Origin of the sequence: Micromonospora cathayae (assembly GCF_028993575.1) — a bacterium.
GTDB classification, from domain to species: domain Bacteria; phylum Actinomycetota; class Actinomycetes; order Mycobacteriales; family Micromonosporaceae; genus Micromonospora; species Micromonospora cathayae.
The window spans coordinates 1,681,182-1,695,963 of the sequence record NZ_CP118615.1 but is presented as its reverse complement, the minus strand read 5'-3'; the positions used below and the strand labels follow the sequence as shown (position 1 = coordinate 1,695,963).

Sequence of the window (14,782 nt, the reverse complement as noted above, 5' to 3'; positions counted from 1 at the left end):
GGCTCCGCTGCGCTGCACTCCTCACGCTCACCGGACCCGCCCTCCGTTCGCGACTGCGGGGCTCCGCTGCGCTGCACTCCTCGCGCTCACCGGACCCGCCCTCCGCTCGCGACTGCGGGGCTCCGCTGCGCTGCACTCCTCGCGCTCACCAGCGTGCCCCCGGGTGGGCGCGGTGCAGCACCTGCATCTCGGCCAGCAGGTACGACAGGTGCTCGGTGTGCACGCCGTCCCGGCCCCCGCCAGGCCCCCAGCCGTCGGCGGGGCGGGTCAGCGTCGCGTCGGCGAGCACCTCCTCCACCGTCTCCAGCCACTGCCCCCGGTACGTGACCGGGGCGGCGGCCAGCCCTGCCGCGTCCAGCCGGGCGGTCAGCTCGTCGGCGGCGAACAGCTCGTGCGTGTACGGCCAGACCTCGTCCACCGCCGCCTGCATCCGCCGGTGCGACTCCTCGGTGCCGTCGCCGAGCCGACGCACCCAGAGGGCGGCGTGGTCGAGGTGGTACGCGACCTCCTTGCGGGTCTTCTTCCCGATCGCGGACAGCCGCTCGTCGGTGGACCCGACCAGCCATTCGTAGGTAAGGCGCTGGTAGGCGGCCAGGAAGAGCAGCTTCGCCATGGTCACCGCGAAGTCCCCGTTGGGCAGCTCCACCAGCAGACAGTTACGGAACTGGCGGTCGTCGCGCAGGTACGCCAGCGCGTCCTCGTCCCGGCCGGCGCCCTCCAGCTCACCCGCGTACGACAGCAGCAGGCGGGCCGCGCCGAGCTGGTCGAGGGCGATGTTCGCCAGCGCGATGTCCTCTTCCATCTCCGGCGCGCGGGTGGTCCACTCGGCGAGCCGCTGGGCGGCCACCAGGGCGTCGTCGCCGAGCCGGAGCACGTACCCGAAGAGGTCGTCGTTCACAGGTGGGCCACCCCGTCCGGTACGTCGTAGAAGGTGGGATGGCGGTAGACCTTGTCGGCGGCCGGGTCGAAGAAGGCGTCCTTCTCGTCCGGGCTGGACGCGGTGATCGCGCCGGCCGGCACCACCCAGATCGACACCCCCTCCTGGCGGCGGGTGTAGAGGTCCCGGGCGTTACGGAGGGCCAACTCGGCGTCGGGTGCGTGCAGGCTGCCGACGTGCGTGTGCGACAGCCCGCGCCGGGCCCGCACGAAGACCTCCCACAGCGGCGACAGTTCCTGACCGCTCATGCTGCCACCTTCTCTCGCTGGGCCTGCTTGGCGGCATATGCGGCGGCGGCCTCGCGGACCCAGGCCCCCTCGGCGTGGGCGCGACGGCGGTGTTCGATCCGCTGCCGGTTGCACGGGCCCTGCCCCTTGATCACCCGCATCAGCTCGGCGTAGTCCGGCTGGGTGTAGTCGTACGCCTGGCGCTCGTCGTTCCAGCGCAGGTCGGGGTCGGGCAGGGTGAGGCCGAGAATCTCCGCCTGGCCGACGCACATGTCGACGAAACGCTGTCGCAGCTCGTCGTTGGAGAACCGTTTGATCTTCCAGGCCATCGACTGGGCGGAGTGGGTGGAGTCGCCGTCCGGCGGGCCGAACATCGCCAGCGACGGGTACCACCAGCGGTCCACCGCGTCCTGGGCCATCGCCTTCTGCGCCCCGGTGCCGTGCGCCAGGGTGTGCAGGATCTCGTAGCCCTGCCGCTGGTGGAAGGACTCCTCCTTGCAGACCCGGATCATCGCCCGCGCGTACGGGCCGTAGGAGCAGCGGCACAGCGGGACCTGGTTGACGATCGCCGCGCCGTCGACCAGCCAGCCGATCGCACCGACGTCGGCCCAGGTCAGCGTGGGGTAGTTGAAGATCGAGCTGTACTTCTGCCGGCCGTCGAGCAGCAACTGGACGAGTTCGTCCCGGCTGACGCCGAGCGTCTCGGCGGCGGCGTAGAGGTAGAGGCCGTGCCCCGCCTCGTCCTGCACCTTGGCGAGCAGGATCGCCTTGCGCTTGAGCGAGGGTGCGCGGCTGATCCAGTTCCCCTCCGGCTGCATGCCGATGATCTCGGAGTGGGCGTGCTGGGCGATCTGCCGGATCAGCGTCTTGCGGTACGCCTCGGGCATCCAGTCGCGTGGCTCGATCTTCTGGTCGGCCCCGACCACCTCGGCGAAGTACGCCTCCAGGTCGGATCCGGGGGCCGGCCCACCGTCGGGCCGCCCCTGTGCCGCGGCCTCCCGCAGGGCCGCCTCCGCCGCCTCGACCTGGCCGAGCAGGCCGCCGCCGGGGGCTTCGTCCGGGTTCGGGAAATCGTTGCCGTACACGGACCAAGTGTTACAGCTCAGCTTGCCGGGCGCTAGAGGGTGTAACAGCCAGGATCACGGCGCGGGGTACGACCGGGTAAGCACCGTCAGGAGGTTCCCGCCGGACAACCTTCGAGGAGTGGGCGACATCACACGGATCAACCGGGGCAAAATGGTCCAATGCTCCGTATGTCCTGGTTTTCCGGCGTGGTTCCGGGCCTCGGATCGTGGCGCCGCGCCCCGTCGGACGTAGACTTTGCCGGTCACACCGATCGGCTCATGGTGATCGCCGTCCGCGACAGGCCACTTCCCCCGGCCTCGGCGACCCGCCGGTCGACATCGGAAAAGCCTGGTCCCCCGGCCCCTGACCTCTGGGAGTTCCCCCGCTCATGCGTCCCCGCGTGACCCTGGCGCTCGCCATCGTGGCGATCCTGCTCGGCGGCGGCATGTTGGTCCCCGCCGCGTACGCCCGGCTGGCCGACGACGGCGGCAGTGGCGGCGGCACGGAGAGCGTCGCGGCGCCGCCGCCGACCGCACCCGCACCGCCCACCCTGGCCCCGGCCCCGGTGTCCGTACCGTTCGACGGCGCCTACTTCTCCTGGGCCCTGATGGACCGGGCCACCGGTGAGATCTCCGGCGCGAAGAACCTCACCACCACGAACTCCACCGAGTCGATGATCAAAGCGTGGATCGCCGCCGACTACCTGCGCGAACTCGGGGACAAGCCACTCAGCACCGCCCGGAAGAGGCAGATCAGCGCGGCCATCCGGGACAGCAACGACGACGCCGCCCAGTCGCTCTGGAACGCCGCGGGTCGCGGGGACGTCCTGACCCGGCTGATCAGTGTGTGCAAGCTGACCGACACGAAACCGGACCGCAGGGCGCGGTGGGCGTACACCCAGATGTCGCCCCGCGACGCCGTCCGGATGGGCGACTGCATCGCCGACGGCACCGCCGCCGGCCCGACGTGGACGCCGTACCTGTTGGACGAGATGAGCAAGGTCCAGGGCACCACGGCCGCCAAGGACCAGCAACTCAAGCAGGGCGGTGGTCGGTGGGGCATCATCGACGGCCTGCCCGAACAGGTGACCGCCCAGGGGCCCGTCAGCATCAAGAACGGCTGGACGATGCTCTGGGCGGACCTCCAGTGGCACCTCAACTGTCTGGCCGTGACCGACAAGTGGAGTCTCGCGGTGATGATGCGGTACCCGAAGGACCACGGCCTCGACTACGGCGCCCAGGTCTGTGCGAGCGTGACCCGGCAGCTCGTCACCCCGCAGCCGGGTGCCGCGCTGAAGGTCCCCCAGCCGCTGGTGAAACCCTGATGGCCGGCAACCGGCGGGCCACCCGCCCCGGTGGCGACCCCTCCCCGCTCCGGTTCATCGGCATCGCCGTCGTCCTGATCGGGCTGGTGCTGGTCTCGTTGCGGCTGCTGCCCGGTTCGCCGTTCGAGTCCCAGGCCGTCGCCCGCTGGGGCGCCGACACCCGGGCCGACAAGGACGCCGGCGCGGCCGACCGGGACACCGGTTCGCCCGACCGTAGTGCCCGGACCGCGCCGAGTCCGACGCCGTCACCCTCGCCGACGCTGGAGCCGCTTCCGCTGCGCGCCACCGAGGTACAGCTGGACGCGGAGGGCTGGTGGAGCTGGAGCCTGCTGGACACCCGTACCGGCGAGTTCTCCGGTTCGAAGAACATGAACCAGACCAGCACCACCGCCTCGCTGATCAAGGCATGGATCGTCGCGGACTACCTCCGGCGGGCCGACGAGGACGGTCGTACCCCGAGCGACGCCAAACTCGCCGACGCCACGCTGATCATCCGGGACAGCGACAACACCCGGACCCAGCAGTTCTACAACACCCTCGGTGGCGAGGCCTCGATCAAGCGCCTGGTCAAGATGTGCAAGCTCACCGACAGCAGCCCGGCCGACGACGGCGGCTGGAGCCGGACCAACCTCTCCGCCCGGGACACCGCCCGGATGGGCGCCTGTATCGCCGACGGTACGGCCGCCGGCCCCGAGTGGACCGACTGGCTGCTCAACGAGATGAAGCTGGTCCGGGGCACCGGTGACTTCGGTATCCGCAAGGCGTTCCCGGCCGCCCAGCAGAAGCAGATCGCGATCAAGAACGGCTGGGTCGACCGGACCCGGGAGCAGGAGATCCACGTCAACTGCCTGGCCGTCGGGGACGGCTGGACGATGGGCGTGATGGTCCGCTACCCGATCAACCTCGGCTACGAGTACGGCATGGAGAACTGCCAGGAGATCACCGAGCAGCTCATGGCGGCGGCCACCTCCTGACCATCGCCCCGGGGCCACCGTCGTGCCGGCACCGGCGGCGTCGCCACGCCCGGCCCGCCGGACGGACAGCCCGGTCCGGCCGGCGTCGCCGGTCAGCCGGCGAAGAACTCCGGGCCGCCCGCCGGCAGGGCCGGGGCCTCGCCGGCGGCGGCGGCCCGCCGGGCGAACTCGCGCAGCCCCGCCACCTGGCGCTCGCCGAGCGAGAAGTCCAGCACCCGGAAGTACGACGCCAGGGTGGCCGCGTCGAACGGCTCCCAGCGGGCCGCCGACGCGGCCACCTCGTCCAGCTCGGCCAGGCAGAGGTCCCGGGACCGCAGGAACGCCTCGTGTACCCCCTTGACCAGGCCGGGGTGGGCGGCGGCGAACTCCCGCCGGACCGCCCAGACGGCGAAGACCATGGGCAGGCCGGTCCACTCCCGCCACGCCTGCCCCAGGTCGGTGACCGCCAGCCCTCGCCGGGGAGCCTCGTGCAGGGCGCGCAGCGCCACGTCGCCGATCAGCACCCCGGCGTCCGCCTCCAGCAGCATCTGGGTCAGGTCCGGCGGGCAACGGAAGTAGTCCGGCCGTACCCCGTACCGCTCGGCGAGCAGCAACTGCGCCAGCAGCACCCCGGTACGCGAGGTGGAGCCGAGCGCCACCCGCCGGCCGTCCAGTTCGCGCAGCGGCCGGGTGGAGACCACGTTGACCGAGAGCACCGGCCCGTCGCTACCCACCGCCAGGTCGGGCAGGAGCAGCAGCTCGTCGGCGTGCCGCAGGTACTCCACGTGCGAGATGGGGCCGATGTCCAGGTCACCGGCGACCAGGGCGGCGCTGAGCCGGTCCGGCGAGTCCTTGTGCAGGTCGACGTCGATCAGCGCGCCGGAGCGCATCAGCCCCCAGTAGATCGGCAGGCAGTTCAGGAACTGGATGTGCCCGACCCGGGGCCGTGCGACGCGGTCGTCCATGCCCCGACCGTATCCCCGTCCCCCTCGGGCCGGCCCGGCGGGCGGGAGTGGAGTGGCCCACCCCGCACCCGTCCGTCCGGGTGACGGATGGCCGGCGGTTATGGCGAAATTCGGTGGGCTTGTCCTCGGGGGCGACATACACTCTTCGTTCCCGCTGACGGCCGCGGTGTCGAGCACCGCAGCGGACGTCCCGCGCCGACCGGTCCGGTCGGACACGCGAGCGGCAGAGTCCTCCCCACACGCACGCGTCGAGGAGCACGTCGCTTGACTTCCTCCCCACGCCTAAAGGCGGGGGATTCCAGCGGTCACCCGCTGGGTTTCCTGCTTCACCGACGACCGCCCCGTCCGGGCATCCACCCGTTGGGGTCTTACACCGCCTCCACAGGCAATCACGGAGAGCCCCTCCGCGAGAATGGTGCGGGCCGCGTTGACGTCCCGGTCGTGGCTCATGCCGCACGGGCACGTCCACGACCGGACATTCAGCGGCATCCGCTGCGCGAGCGCGCCACAGGCCGAGCACACCTTGGACGACGGGAACCAGCGGTCCACGACCACCACGTCGCGGCCATGCCAGTCGGCCTTGTACTCCAGCAGGGTGCGGAACTGTCGCCACGCGGCGTCGCTGATAGCGCGGGCCAGAGAGTGATTCTTGACCATGTTGCGCACGGTCAGGTCCTCGATCACGATCGTTTGGTTCTCACGAACGAGTCGAGTGGTCAGTTTGTGCAGGTGGTCCCGCCTACGGTCGGTGATCCGGGCGTGGACGCGGGCGACCTTGAGCCGGGCCTTGGCGCGGTTCGCGGATCCCGTCTCCTTCTTCGCCAGGTTCCGTTGCGCTTTGGCGAGGGCGGCCCGGTCCCGCCGCTCATGCCTCGGGTTGGTGATCTTCTCGCCGGTGGAAAGGGTGAGCAGACTGTCGAGGCCGGCGTCGACCCCGACCTGCCCGGTGGCCGGGGTCTGCTCGATCACGTCGTCGCAGAGCAGGGACACGAACCAGCGTCCCGCACTGTCCTGGGAAACGGTCACCGTGGACGGTGTCGCACCCCGCGGCAGCGGACGCGACCACACGATGTCCAACGGCGCGGTCATCTTCGCCAGGGTCAGCCGGCCGTCGCGGTACCGGAACCCGCTGGTGGTGTACTCCGCCGACCGGCGGGACTTCTTCTTGCTCTTGAACGTCGGGTATCGGGCGCGTTTGGCAAAGAAGTTCGTGAACGCGACTTGCAGGTGCCGCAACGTCTGTTGGAGCGGGACCGACGACACGTCGTTGAGGAACGCCAGCTCGTCGGTCTTCTTCCACCCGGTCAGCATCGTACTGGTGGCGTTGTAGTTGACCCGTTCCTGGCGCAGCGTCCACGCCTCGGTCCGGGCCGCCAGGGCCATGTTGTAGACCAGACGGACACACCCGAACGTCCGGGCAAGCTCGGCAGCCTGTTCCGCGGTCGGGTAGAAGCGGTACTTGAACGCCCGCTTCACCGCCCTGGACATGACTCACAGTTTATCAGGCCAGTTAGTAAGACCTGCCGGGGTGTGCGGGTAGACGTCTATCCGCCTTGGCGGCGGAACTACTTTCCTTCTCCTGCGCCCCAGGGGTTCCGTTTCCTCCCCACGGCTAAAGCCAGGGGTTTCCACGGAGGTTTTCGATGATCCTGCACGCCCCTGTCCCGCTCGAGGACGAACTCGCCGCCGAACAGGCCCATCTGGACGCCTCCCGGCAGGCGTTACGCCGGATGCGGGAACGCGCCGAGGCGCTCTTCGCCACCGGCGACAAGGTCGCCGGGGACGCGTACACCGCCGAGCAGCTCGGCCGGCACATGGCCCGCCGGGTCGCCGAGCTGGCCGACGACCCGTCCACCCCGCTCTTCTTCGGCCGCCTGGACTTCGGCGCCAGCGCACCGGAGGCCGCAGCCGACGCCGCGGGCCGACCCGACCACGGTGACCCCGCCGGCCTACCCGGTACGGACCCGGCAGCCGACCATGCCGGCCGGGCGTACCACGTGGGGCGGCGGCACGTCACCGACTCCGCCGGCGAGCCGCTGGTGCTGGACTGGCGGGCCCCGGTGTCCCGCTCGTTCTACCGGGCCAGCGCCCGCGACCCGCAGGGGGTGGCGGTCCGCCGCCGCTTCGGGTTCAGCAGCGGCACCCTGACCAGCTTCGAGGACGAGCACCTCGACCGGGGTGAGGAACTCGGCACGGCCAGCCGGATCCTCACCGCCGAGATCGAACGGCCGCGCGTCGGCCCGATGCGGGACATCGTCGCCACCATCCAGCCCGAGCAGGACGAACTGGTCCGCGCCGACCTGGCCGACTCGATCTGCGTACAGGGCGCACCGGGCACCGGCAAGACGGCGGTCGGGCTGCACCGGGCCGCGTACCTGCTCTACCTGCACCGGGAACGGCTCCGCCGCTCCGGGGTGCTGATCGTCGGGCCGAACCGGGTGTTCCTGTCGTACATCGCGGCGGTGCTGCCGGCGCTCGGCGAGGTCGAGGTGGCCCAGGCCACCGTGGCGGACCTGGTCGGCCGGGTGGAGGTCCGCGCGGTCGACGAGCCGGCGGTGACGGCACTCAAGCACGACCCCCGGATGGCGGAGGTGCTCCGGCGGGCGGTCGACTGGCATGTCACCGAACCCACCGAGCCGATCACCGTGTCGGACGGGTCGTTCCGCTGGCGGATCGGGCTCGACCCGCTGCACCGGCTGGTCACCGAAACCCGTCGGGAGAGGTTGCCGTACGCCACCGGCCGGGACCGGGTCCGGGCCCGGGTGGTCGGGCTGCTGCAACGGCAGGCCGAGGCCCGGCGGGCGGAGTCACCGGGCGACGCCTGGTTGCGCCGGATGGGCCGGTCCCGTCCGGTGACCGACTTCCTGGACGCGGTCTGGCCGGCGCTCACCCCGGAGGGGCTGGTGCACCGGCTGCTCGCCGATCCGGAACTGCTCGCCACGGCGGCCGACGGCCTGCTCACCCCGGCCGAGCAGGCCGCGCTCACCTGGGCGAAGCCGGCCCGTACCCCGAAGGCGACCAGGTGGACGGCCGCCGACGCGGTCCTGGTCGACGAGGCGGCCGGGCTGATCGAACGGCCGACCGGGTTCGGGCACGTGGTGGTGGACGAGGCGCAGGACCTGTCGCCGATGCAGTGCCGGGCCATCGCCCGACGCAGTGAGCACGGCTCGCTCACGCTCCTCGGGGACCTGGCCCAGGGCACCGCCCCGTGGGCCGCCACCGACTGGCGGGAGACCCTGGCCCACCTGGGCAAACCGGACGCGGTGGTGGTGCCGTTGACCGTCGGGTTCCGGGTACCGGCCGCCGTGGTGGCCTTCGCGAACCGGCTGTTGCCGCTGCTCGCGGTGGACGTACCGCCGGCGGTGTCGCTGCGCCACGACGGCACGCTGGACGTGCGTGCGGTGACCGACCTGGCGGCGGCGACGGTGGCCGAGGTGCGGGCGGCGCTCGGCCACGCCGGCTCGGTCGGGGTGATCGCGGCGGACGACGCGGTCGACGAGCTGCGTGCCGCGTTGGCGACCGCCGGGGTGCCGACCGGTGACCCCGAGGACGTCGAGGCCGCCGCCCGGGTCACCGTGGTCCCGGCCACCGGGGTCAAGGGACTGGAGTACGACCACGTGGTGGTGGTGGAGCCGTCGGCGATCGTGGCCGCCGAGCCGCGTGGCCTGCACCGTCTCTACGTGGTGCTGACCCGGGCGGTGTCCCGGCTGACCGTCCTGCACACCGTGCCGCTGCCGGCTCCGCTGGCGGACGCGGGGTAGCCGCCGGGCAGCCGCCGGCCCGCCGCGCCGACCGGGGGCGATCCGGCGGCCGGCTGGCCCGGATGGGGTAGAACAGGAGGCCCGTCCGAGGAGTGCTCATGATCGTCGCCCGTACCGACCAGGTCACCCGCCGGTACGGGGACGTGCTCGCGCTGGACCGGGTGGACCTGGCCGTGCGCGCCGGGGAGCTGGTCGGTCTACTCGGCCCCAACGGCGCGGGCAAGAGCACCCTGCTGAACCTGCTGGTGGGGCTGCGCCGGCCGACGTCCGGCCGGGTGGAGCTGCTCGGCGGCGACCCCCGGGTCCCGGCGAACCGGCGCGCGGTCGGGGTGACCCCGCAGGAGACCGGGCTGCCCGGCACGCTGCGGGTCGGCGAGGTGGTCGACTTCGTCGCCGCGCACTACCCCGACCCGCTGCCCCGGGGTGAGTTGCTCGACCGGTTCGGCCTGGCCGACCTGGACCGGCGGCAGACCGGCGGCCTCTCCGGTGGGCAACGGCGTCGGCTCGCGGTGGCGTTGGCGTTCGTCGGCCGGCCCCGGCTGGTGCTGCTCGACGAGCCCACCACCGGCCTGGACGTGGAGGCCCGCCGCACCCTCTGGGACGGCATCCGGCACTTCCACGACGCGGGCGGCACGGTCCTGCTGACCAGCCACTACCTGGAGGAGATCGAGGCGCTGGCGCAGCGGGTGGTGGTGATCGGGCAGGGTCGGGTGCTGGCCGACGACACCGTGGTGGCGGTCCGGGGCGTGGTCGGCATCCGTCGGGTCAGCGTGGTCGCCGGTGACCTGCCCGCCCTGCCGAACGTGGTCGGCACGGAACGCGCCGACGGGCGGATCCACCTGCTCACCACCGACGCCGACCAGCTCGTCCGGGACCTCGTCGGATCCGGGGTGCCGTTCCGGGACCTGGAGGTCCGGCCCACCTCGCTGGAGGAGGCGTTCCTCACCATCACCGCCGTCGACGGCCGACCGGCCACCAGCTGAGGAGGACCGGTGCGACTCGCCCTGGTGCACGCCCGCTACCAGCTTCTGGAGATCATCCGGATTCCGGTGGCGGTGGTCGGCAACGCGTTCTTCCCGGCCGCCGCCATGCTGTTCTTCGTGGTGCCGTTCGCCGGGGACGACCCGCAGGCGGCCACGTTCGCCACCGCGTCGATGGTGACCTTCGCGGTGATGAGCGCCAACATCTTCCAGTACGGCATCGGGGTGGCCGAGGACCGGGCCCAGCCGTGGGAGCCGTACACCCGGACGCTGCCGGCCGGGCCGCTGCCCCGCTTCGCCGGCCGGGTGCTGACCGGGCTGCTGATGACCCTGCTGTCGCTGCTGCCGGTGGTGCTGATCGCGGCGGTCGCCACCGAGGCCCGGGTGAGCGTGGCCGGGTTCGCCACGGCGGTCGCCACGGTCGGTGTGGTCGCGGTGCCGTTCGCGCTGCTCGGGCTGGCCATCGGGTACGCGCTGCCGAGCAAGGCGGCGATCGTGGTGGCCCAGGTGGTCTTCTTCCCGCTGGCCTTCGGTGGTGGGCTGCTGTCGGCCCCCGGGCAGGCGCCCGGTTTCGTGGAGGCGGTGGCGCCGTTCCTGCCGACCCGGGGCGCGGTCGAGCTGATGTGGGCGGCGGTCGGTGACTTCCGCCCCGACCCGCTCTCGCTGGTCATGCTGGTGGTCTGGGTGGTGCTGTTCGGCGCGGTGGCCGCCTGGGCGTACCGGCGGGACGAGGGCCGCCGCTACCACTGAGCACTCCCGCCGGCAGCACCGCACACCGCCCCTCTTTGTCCCGATCTGCCGGACATGCCGGTAGTTGCGGTGTCAGGATGCCGGCAGGGTGTGCCGCCGGGGCGCCCCGGGCCGAGAGGGGGCAGCGTGCAGGACACCGTTCCATCCGGTACGCCCTGCTGGACCGACCTGGCCACGCCCGACCTGGCGGACGCGAGACGGTTCTACCCGGAACTGTTCGGCTGGACGTCGCACGTCATGCCGCAGCCCGAGGCCAACGGGTACACCATCTTCCGCAAGGACGGCCGGGCGGTCGCCGCCGCCGGCCCGCCGGCCGCCCCGGACCAGGTGCCCATCTGGTCCACGTACGTCGCCACGGACGACGCGGACCTGGCCGCCGGCCGGGTCACCGCAGCCGGCGGCCAGGTGTTCGTACCGCCCTTCGAGGTCTTCGACCAGGGGCGGATGGCGGTCTTCTCCGACCCGTCGGGCGCGGCGCTGTCGGTCTGGCAGCCGATGGCGATGCCCGGCGCGGAACTGTTCGACGTACCGGGCGCGATGTGCTGGAACGAGCTGGTCACCCCCGACCCGGAGCGGGCGAAGGTCTTCTACGAGCTGGTCTTCGGCTGGCAGCCGGAGAACCGGGTCGTCGACGGGTCCCCGTACACCGAATGGCGGCTCGGGGACCGGATCGTCGGCGGGATGATGCCGCCGCTCGGCGACGGGTTCCCGGCCGACCTGCCCGCCTACTGGGCGGTGTACTTCGCGGTGGACGACGCCGACGCCACCGCCGCGCACGCCGTCCGGCTGGGCGGGGAGGTCCTGGTGCCGGCCCGGGACAGCGAGCCCGGCCGCTGGGCCGCCCTGCGTGATCCGCAGGGCGCGCTGTTCTCCGTCATCGCGCTCCACCCCCGCTGACCGGTCGACCGGAGCCGACCGAGCGGCCCGGCCCGCCGGACCCGGGGCCGTCCGGGCCGGTGGGGCCGGCCCGGGGGGACGGCCGGACCGGGACCACCAGCGGGCCGTGATCGCCGTCGACGACCCGCACCCGGGCCCGGTAGTGGGTGGCGAGCAGGTCCTCGGTGAGCACCTCGCGGGGCGTACCGGCGGCGGCCACCCGGCCCTCGGCGAGCAGCACCAGCCGGTCGGCGTACTCGCCGGCCACCGACAGGTCGTGCATGGTGGCCAGCACGGTCAGGCCGTGTGCGTGCCGCAGCTGGTCGACCAGTTCGAGGACCTCCTGCTGGTGGCCGATGTCCAGCGCGCTGGTCGGTTCGTCGAGCAGCAGCAGCGTCGCGCCCTGGGCCAGCGCCCGGGCCAGGAAGACCCGCTGCCGCTCGCCCCCGGACAGGGTGGCCAGTTCGCGGTGGGCGAAGCCGGCCAGGTCGAGCCGGTCCAGCACCTCGTGCACGGTGGCCAGGTCGGCGGCGGACTCCCGGCCCAGCGGCGGAATGTACGGGGTCCGGCCGAGCAGCACGTAGTCCAGCACCGACATGCCGACCGGGACGACCGGGGACTGGGCGACGGTGGCGACCACCCGGGCCCGCTCCCGGCGGCGCAGCGACACCGACGGCGTACCGAAGAGGGTGATGTCACCGGTGGCGGGCAGCAGGCCGCCGACGGCGCGCAGCAGGGTCGACTTGCCCGCGCCGTTCGGGCCGATCACGGTGACCCACTCCCCGGCGGCGACGGTCAGGTCCACCCCGGTCAGGATCGGCACCCGGTCCAGGCTGACGTGCAGCCCCCGCACCTCGACCGCAGGGCTCATGTGATCATCCGGCGGGCGGTCCGCAGCACCAGGACGAAGAAGGGGCCGCCGAGCAGGGCGGTGACCACGCCGATCGGCACCTCGGCGGGGGCGGCGGCGGTCCGGGCGACCACGTCGGTCAGCGCCAGGAAGGCCGCGCCGAACAGCATCGACAGCGGCAGCACCACCCGGTGGCTGGACCCGGCGAGCAGCCGTACGGTGTGCGGCACGATGATCCCGACGAAGCCGATCAGGCCGGAGGCGGAGACCGCGGCGGCGGTGCCCAACGACGCGGCGACGATCAGCAGGTAGCGGGACCGCTGCGGGTGCAGGCCCAGGCTGGCGGCCTCGGCGTCACCGAGCGCCAGCACGTCCAGTTCCCGCCGGTGCAGCAGCACCACCACGGCGGTCAGCACGAAGTACGGCAGCACCAGCAGCACGTCGTGCCAGCCGGCGGTGGCGAGCCGGCCGAGCAGCCACGAGTAGACCTGCTGGATGCTGTCGGAGTTGCGTTGCAGCAGGTAGGTCTGCCCGGCGGAGAGAAACGCGGAGACCGCCACCCCGGCCAGGATCAGGGTGGCCGGGGACCGGTCCCGCCCGCCGGCCGCCCCCAGCAGGTACGTCATCGCCACCGCGCCGAGCGCGCCGACGAACGCGGCCAGCGGCACGGTGAGCGGCAGGCCGCTCAGCGCGTCGCCGGTCCCGCGCAGCGCGATCACCGCGGTCACCGCCAGGCCCGCGCCGGCCGCCACCCCGAGCAGGTACGGGTCGGCCAGCGGGTTACGGAAGACGCCCTGGTAGCAGGCGCCGGCCAGGGCGAGCAGCCCGCCGACGAGCAGCCCGAGCACGGCCCGGGGCAGGCGCAGCTCGGTGACGATGGCGATCTCGCGTTCGGTGAGACCGCTGTCGAGGCGTACCCCGGGGATCAGGTTGAGCAGTTCGGCGGCGACGCTGCCCGGCGGCAGGCTGACCGGCCCGAACGACACTCCGGCGACCAGCGCGACGAGGACCGCCACGATCCCGGCCGCCAGCCAGCGCAGCCGCAGCCGGGCCGGCCGGGGAACGCCCCGACCGGCCGGGTGCAGGGTGGGGACCGCGCTCAACGCCCTGTGCACGGGGGTGGTCCCGTCACCAGCTCTGCCGGGTCGGTGTCACGCGGCCGGCGCCTTGGCGACGGCGGCCACGATGGCGCGGAGCAGGTCGACCACGCGCGGTCCCCAGCGCGAGGCGATGTCGTCGTCGAGCGGGACGACCTGGTTGTTCTTGACCGCGGTGAGCCCGGCCCAGCCGCTGCGGGCCTGGACCGTCTCCGGGGTCTGCTGGCAGCACTTGGTGTCGGCCAGGAAGACGAAGTCCGGGTCGGCCTTGACGATCACTTCCTGGGAGAGCTGCGGGTAGCCGCCGCTGGAGCCGTCGGCGTCGGACGCGTCGGCGATGTTCTCCAGCCCGGCGAGGGTGTACAGCGAGCCGATGAAGGTCTTGCTGGTCGCGGTGTACAGCTCCGGCCCCAGCTCGTGGTAGTAGGTCAGCTTCTCGGCGCGCTGCGGCAGGCCCTCGACCAGCTTGGTGATGTCGTCCTTCATCCGCCGGGTCACGTCGGCCGCCTCGTCGACGTGCCCGGTGAGCTGGCCCAGCTCGGTGATCTGCCGGTACGAGTCGTCCAGGGTCTTCGCCGCCGGGGTCTGGTGCACCGGGATCTTCAGCGCGCCGAGCTGTTCGACGATCTTGTTCATGTCGTCGGAGAGCACGACCAGGTCGGGGCCCTTGGCGGCGATCGCCTCGGCGTTCGGCTGGAAGCCGGACAGGTCGGTCTTCGGCGCGTCCGCCGGGAAGTTCGACTGGTCGTCCACGGCGGTGACCTGCTTGCCGGCACCGATGGCGAAGAGCATCTCGGTGGCGGTGGCGGAGAGCGAGACGATCTTCTCGGGCCGCTTCTCCAGGGTGAGTTTGCCGACGGTGACCGGGAACTGCCCGGTGCCGCTGCCGGTGCCGGCGGTCGGCTCGTCGGTTGTCGATTCGGCGCAGGCACCGAGCGCGAGCGCGGTGACCGCGAGCGCCACGGTGGCGAGTCGGGTGGTACGGCGGAACATCTGA

Annotated in this window: 14 protein-coding genes; 6 read left to right on the top strand and 8 right to left on the bottom strand. The window is 72.5% G+C overall.

What is annotated here, in order from left to right; all coding sequences use genetic code 11:
- Window positions 1-145 precede the first annotated feature (145 nt).
- The 3 genes from paaC to paaA are packed head-to-tail and all read right to left on the bottom strand — an operon-like array spanning window position 146 to window position 2,249.
- Window positions 146-898 (bottom strand): 1,2-phenylacetyl-CoA epoxidase subunit PaaC, encoded by a 753-nt coding sequence (gene paaC / locus PVK37_RS07910; RefSeq protein WP_275033120.1) that lies wholly within the window; start codon window positions 896-898, stop codon window positions 146-148.
- On the bottom strand, window positions 895-1,185 hold the full coding sequence (gene paaB / locus PVK37_RS07905; RefSeq protein ID WP_275033119.1) for a 1,2-phenylacetyl-CoA epoxidase subunit PaaB: 291 nt from the start codon (window positions 1,183-1,185) through the stop codon (window positions 895-897). The genes paaC and paaB overlap by 4 nt, the downstream gene beginning before the upstream one ends.
- Window positions 1,182-2,249: a 1,2-phenylacetyl-CoA epoxidase subunit PaaA gene (paaA, locus tag PVK37_RS07900; RefSeq protein WP_275033118.1), complete on the bottom strand. Its 1,068-nt coding sequence runs from the start codon at window positions 2,247-2,249 to the stop codon at window positions 1,182-1,184. The genes paaB and paaA overlap by 4 nt, the downstream gene beginning before the upstream one ends.
- Before the next feature lie 368 nt (window positions 2,250-2,617).
- On the opposite strand from paaA, the gene PVK37_RS07895 reads away from it, so the two are divergent.
- Both PVK37_RS07895 and PVK37_RS07890 read left to right on the top strand, forming a co-directional pair.
- A complete protein-coding gene (locus tag PVK37_RS07895) occupies window positions 2,618-3,553 on the top strand; it encodes a hypothetical protein (RefSeq protein WP_275033117.1) in 936 nt (311 codons plus the stop codon).
- Window positions 3,553-4,527 (top strand): serine hydrolase family protein, encoded by a 975-nt coding sequence (locus PVK37_RS07890; RefSeq protein WP_275033116.1) that lies wholly within the window; start codon window positions 3,553-3,555, stop codon window positions 4,525-4,527. Before PVK37_RS07895 ends, PVK37_RS07890 begins: the two co-directional genes overlap by 1 nt.
- 92 nt (window positions 4,528-4,619) lie before the next feature.
- On the opposite strand, the gene PVK37_RS07885 is transcribed toward PVK37_RS07890, so the two are convergent.
- A complete protein-coding gene (locus PVK37_RS07885; RefSeq protein WP_275033115.1) occupies window positions 4,620-5,471 on the bottom strand; it encodes a menaquinone biosynthetic enzyme MqnA/MqnD family protein in 852 nt (283 codons plus the stop codon).
- A 282-nt stretch (window positions 5,472-5,753) separates the two neighbouring features.
- A complete protein-coding gene (locus PVK37_RS07880; RefSeq protein WP_275033114.1) occupies window positions 5,754-6,959 on the bottom strand; it encodes an RNA-guided endonuclease InsQ/TnpB family protein in 1,206 nt (401 codons plus the stop codon).
- A 155-nt stretch (window positions 6,960-7,114) separates the two neighbouring features.
- Here PVK37_RS07880 and PVK37_RS07875 point away from each other — a divergent pair, with 155 nt between their 5' ends.
- From PVK37_RS07875 to PVK37_RS07860, 4 genes are all read left to right on the top strand, one after another.
- The gene (locus PVK37_RS07875) at window positions 7,115-9,232 is read left to right on the top strand and encodes a HelD family protein (protein ID WP_275033113.1); all 2,118 of its coding nucleotides are present in this window, start codon (window positions 7,115-7,117) and stop codon (window positions 9,230-9,232) included.
- A gap of 98 nt (window positions 9,233-9,330) precedes the next feature.
- Complete coding sequence (locus PVK37_RS07870) at window positions 9,331-10,215, top strand: ABC transporter ATP-binding protein (protein WP_275033112.1); 885 nt, start codon at window positions 9,331-9,333, stop codon at window positions 10,213-10,215.
- 9 nt (window positions 10,216-10,224) lie between these two features.
- A complete protein-coding gene (locus tag PVK37_RS07865) occupies window positions 10,225-10,962 on the top strand; it encodes an ABC transporter permease (RefSeq protein ID WP_275033111.1) in 738 nt (245 codons plus the stop codon).
- A 126-nt stretch (window positions 10,963-11,088) separates the two neighbouring features.
- A complete protein-coding gene (locus tag PVK37_RS07860; RefSeq protein WP_275033110.1) occupies window positions 11,089-11,859 on the top strand; it encodes a VOC family protein in 771 nt (256 codons plus the stop codon).
- On the opposite strand, the gene PVK37_RS07855 is transcribed toward PVK37_RS07860, so the two are convergent.
- The 3 genes from PVK37_RS07855 to PVK37_RS07845 are packed head-to-tail and all read right to left on the bottom strand — an operon-like array spanning window position 11,837 to window position 14,778.
- Window positions 11,837-12,709 carry an ABC transporter ATP-binding protein gene (locus PVK37_RS07855; RefSeq protein ID WP_275033109.1) on the bottom strand — a complete coding sequence of 291 codons (873 nt, stop codon included), beginning with the start codon at window positions 12,707-12,709 and terminating at the stop codon, window positions 11,837-11,839. The two genes, PVK37_RS07860 and PVK37_RS07855, sit on opposite strands and share 23 nt — an antisense overlap.
- A complete protein-coding gene (locus PVK37_RS07850) occupies window positions 12,706-13,803 on the bottom strand; it encodes a FecCD family ABC transporter permease (RefSeq protein WP_275033108.1) in 1,098 nt (365 codons plus the stop codon). The genes PVK37_RS07855 and PVK37_RS07850 overlap by 4 nt, the downstream gene beginning before the upstream one ends.
- Before the next feature lie 36 nt (window positions 13,804-13,839).
- Window positions 13,840-14,778 (bottom strand): ABC transporter substrate-binding protein, encoded by a 939-nt coding sequence (locus tag PVK37_RS07845; RefSeq protein ID WP_275033107.1) that lies wholly within the window; start codon window positions 14,776-14,778, stop codon window positions 13,840-13,842.
- Window positions 14,779-14,782 lie beyond the last annotated feature (4 nt).

Excerpts from the sequence above, each read along its gene's own strand:
- PVK37_RS07855 (WP_275033109.1), bottom strand. The coding sequence starts at position 12,709 with ATGAGCCCTGCGGTCGAGGTGCGGGGGCTGCACGTCAGCCTGGACCGG.
- PVK37_RS07895 (WP_275033117.1), top strand. The coding sequence starts at position 2,618 with ATGCGTCCCCGCGTGACCCTGGCGCTCGCCATCGTGGCGATCCTGCTC.
- PVK37_RS07885 (WP_275033115.1), bottom strand. The coding sequence starts at position 5,471 with ATGGACGACCGCGTCGCACGGCCCCGGGTCGGGCACATCCAGTTCCTG.
- PVK37_RS07870 (WP_275033112.1), top strand. The coding sequence starts at position 9,331 with ATGATCGTCGCCCGTACCGACCAGGTCACCCGCCGGTACGGGGACGTG.
- PVK37_RS07845 (WP_275033107.1), bottom strand. The coding sequence starts at position 14,778 with ATGTTCCGCCGTACCACCCGACTCGCCACCGTGGCGCTCGCGGTCACC.
- PVK37_RS07890 (WP_275033116.1), top strand. The coding sequence starts at position 3,553 with ATGGCCGGCAACCGGCGGGCCACCCGCCCCGGTGGCGACCCCTCCCCG.
- PVK37_RS07875 (WP_275033113.1), top strand. The coding sequence starts at position 7,115 with ATGATCCTGCACGCCCCTGTCCCGCTCGAGGACGAACTCGCCGCCGAA.
- paaB (WP_275033119.1), bottom strand. The coding sequence starts at position 1,185 with ATGAGCGGTCAGGAACTGTCGCCGCTGTGGGAGGTCTTCGTGCGGGCC.
- PVK37_RS07880 (WP_275033114.1), bottom strand. The coding sequence starts at position 6,959 with ATGTCCAGGGCGGTGAAGCGGGCGTTCAAGTACCGCTTCTACCCGACC.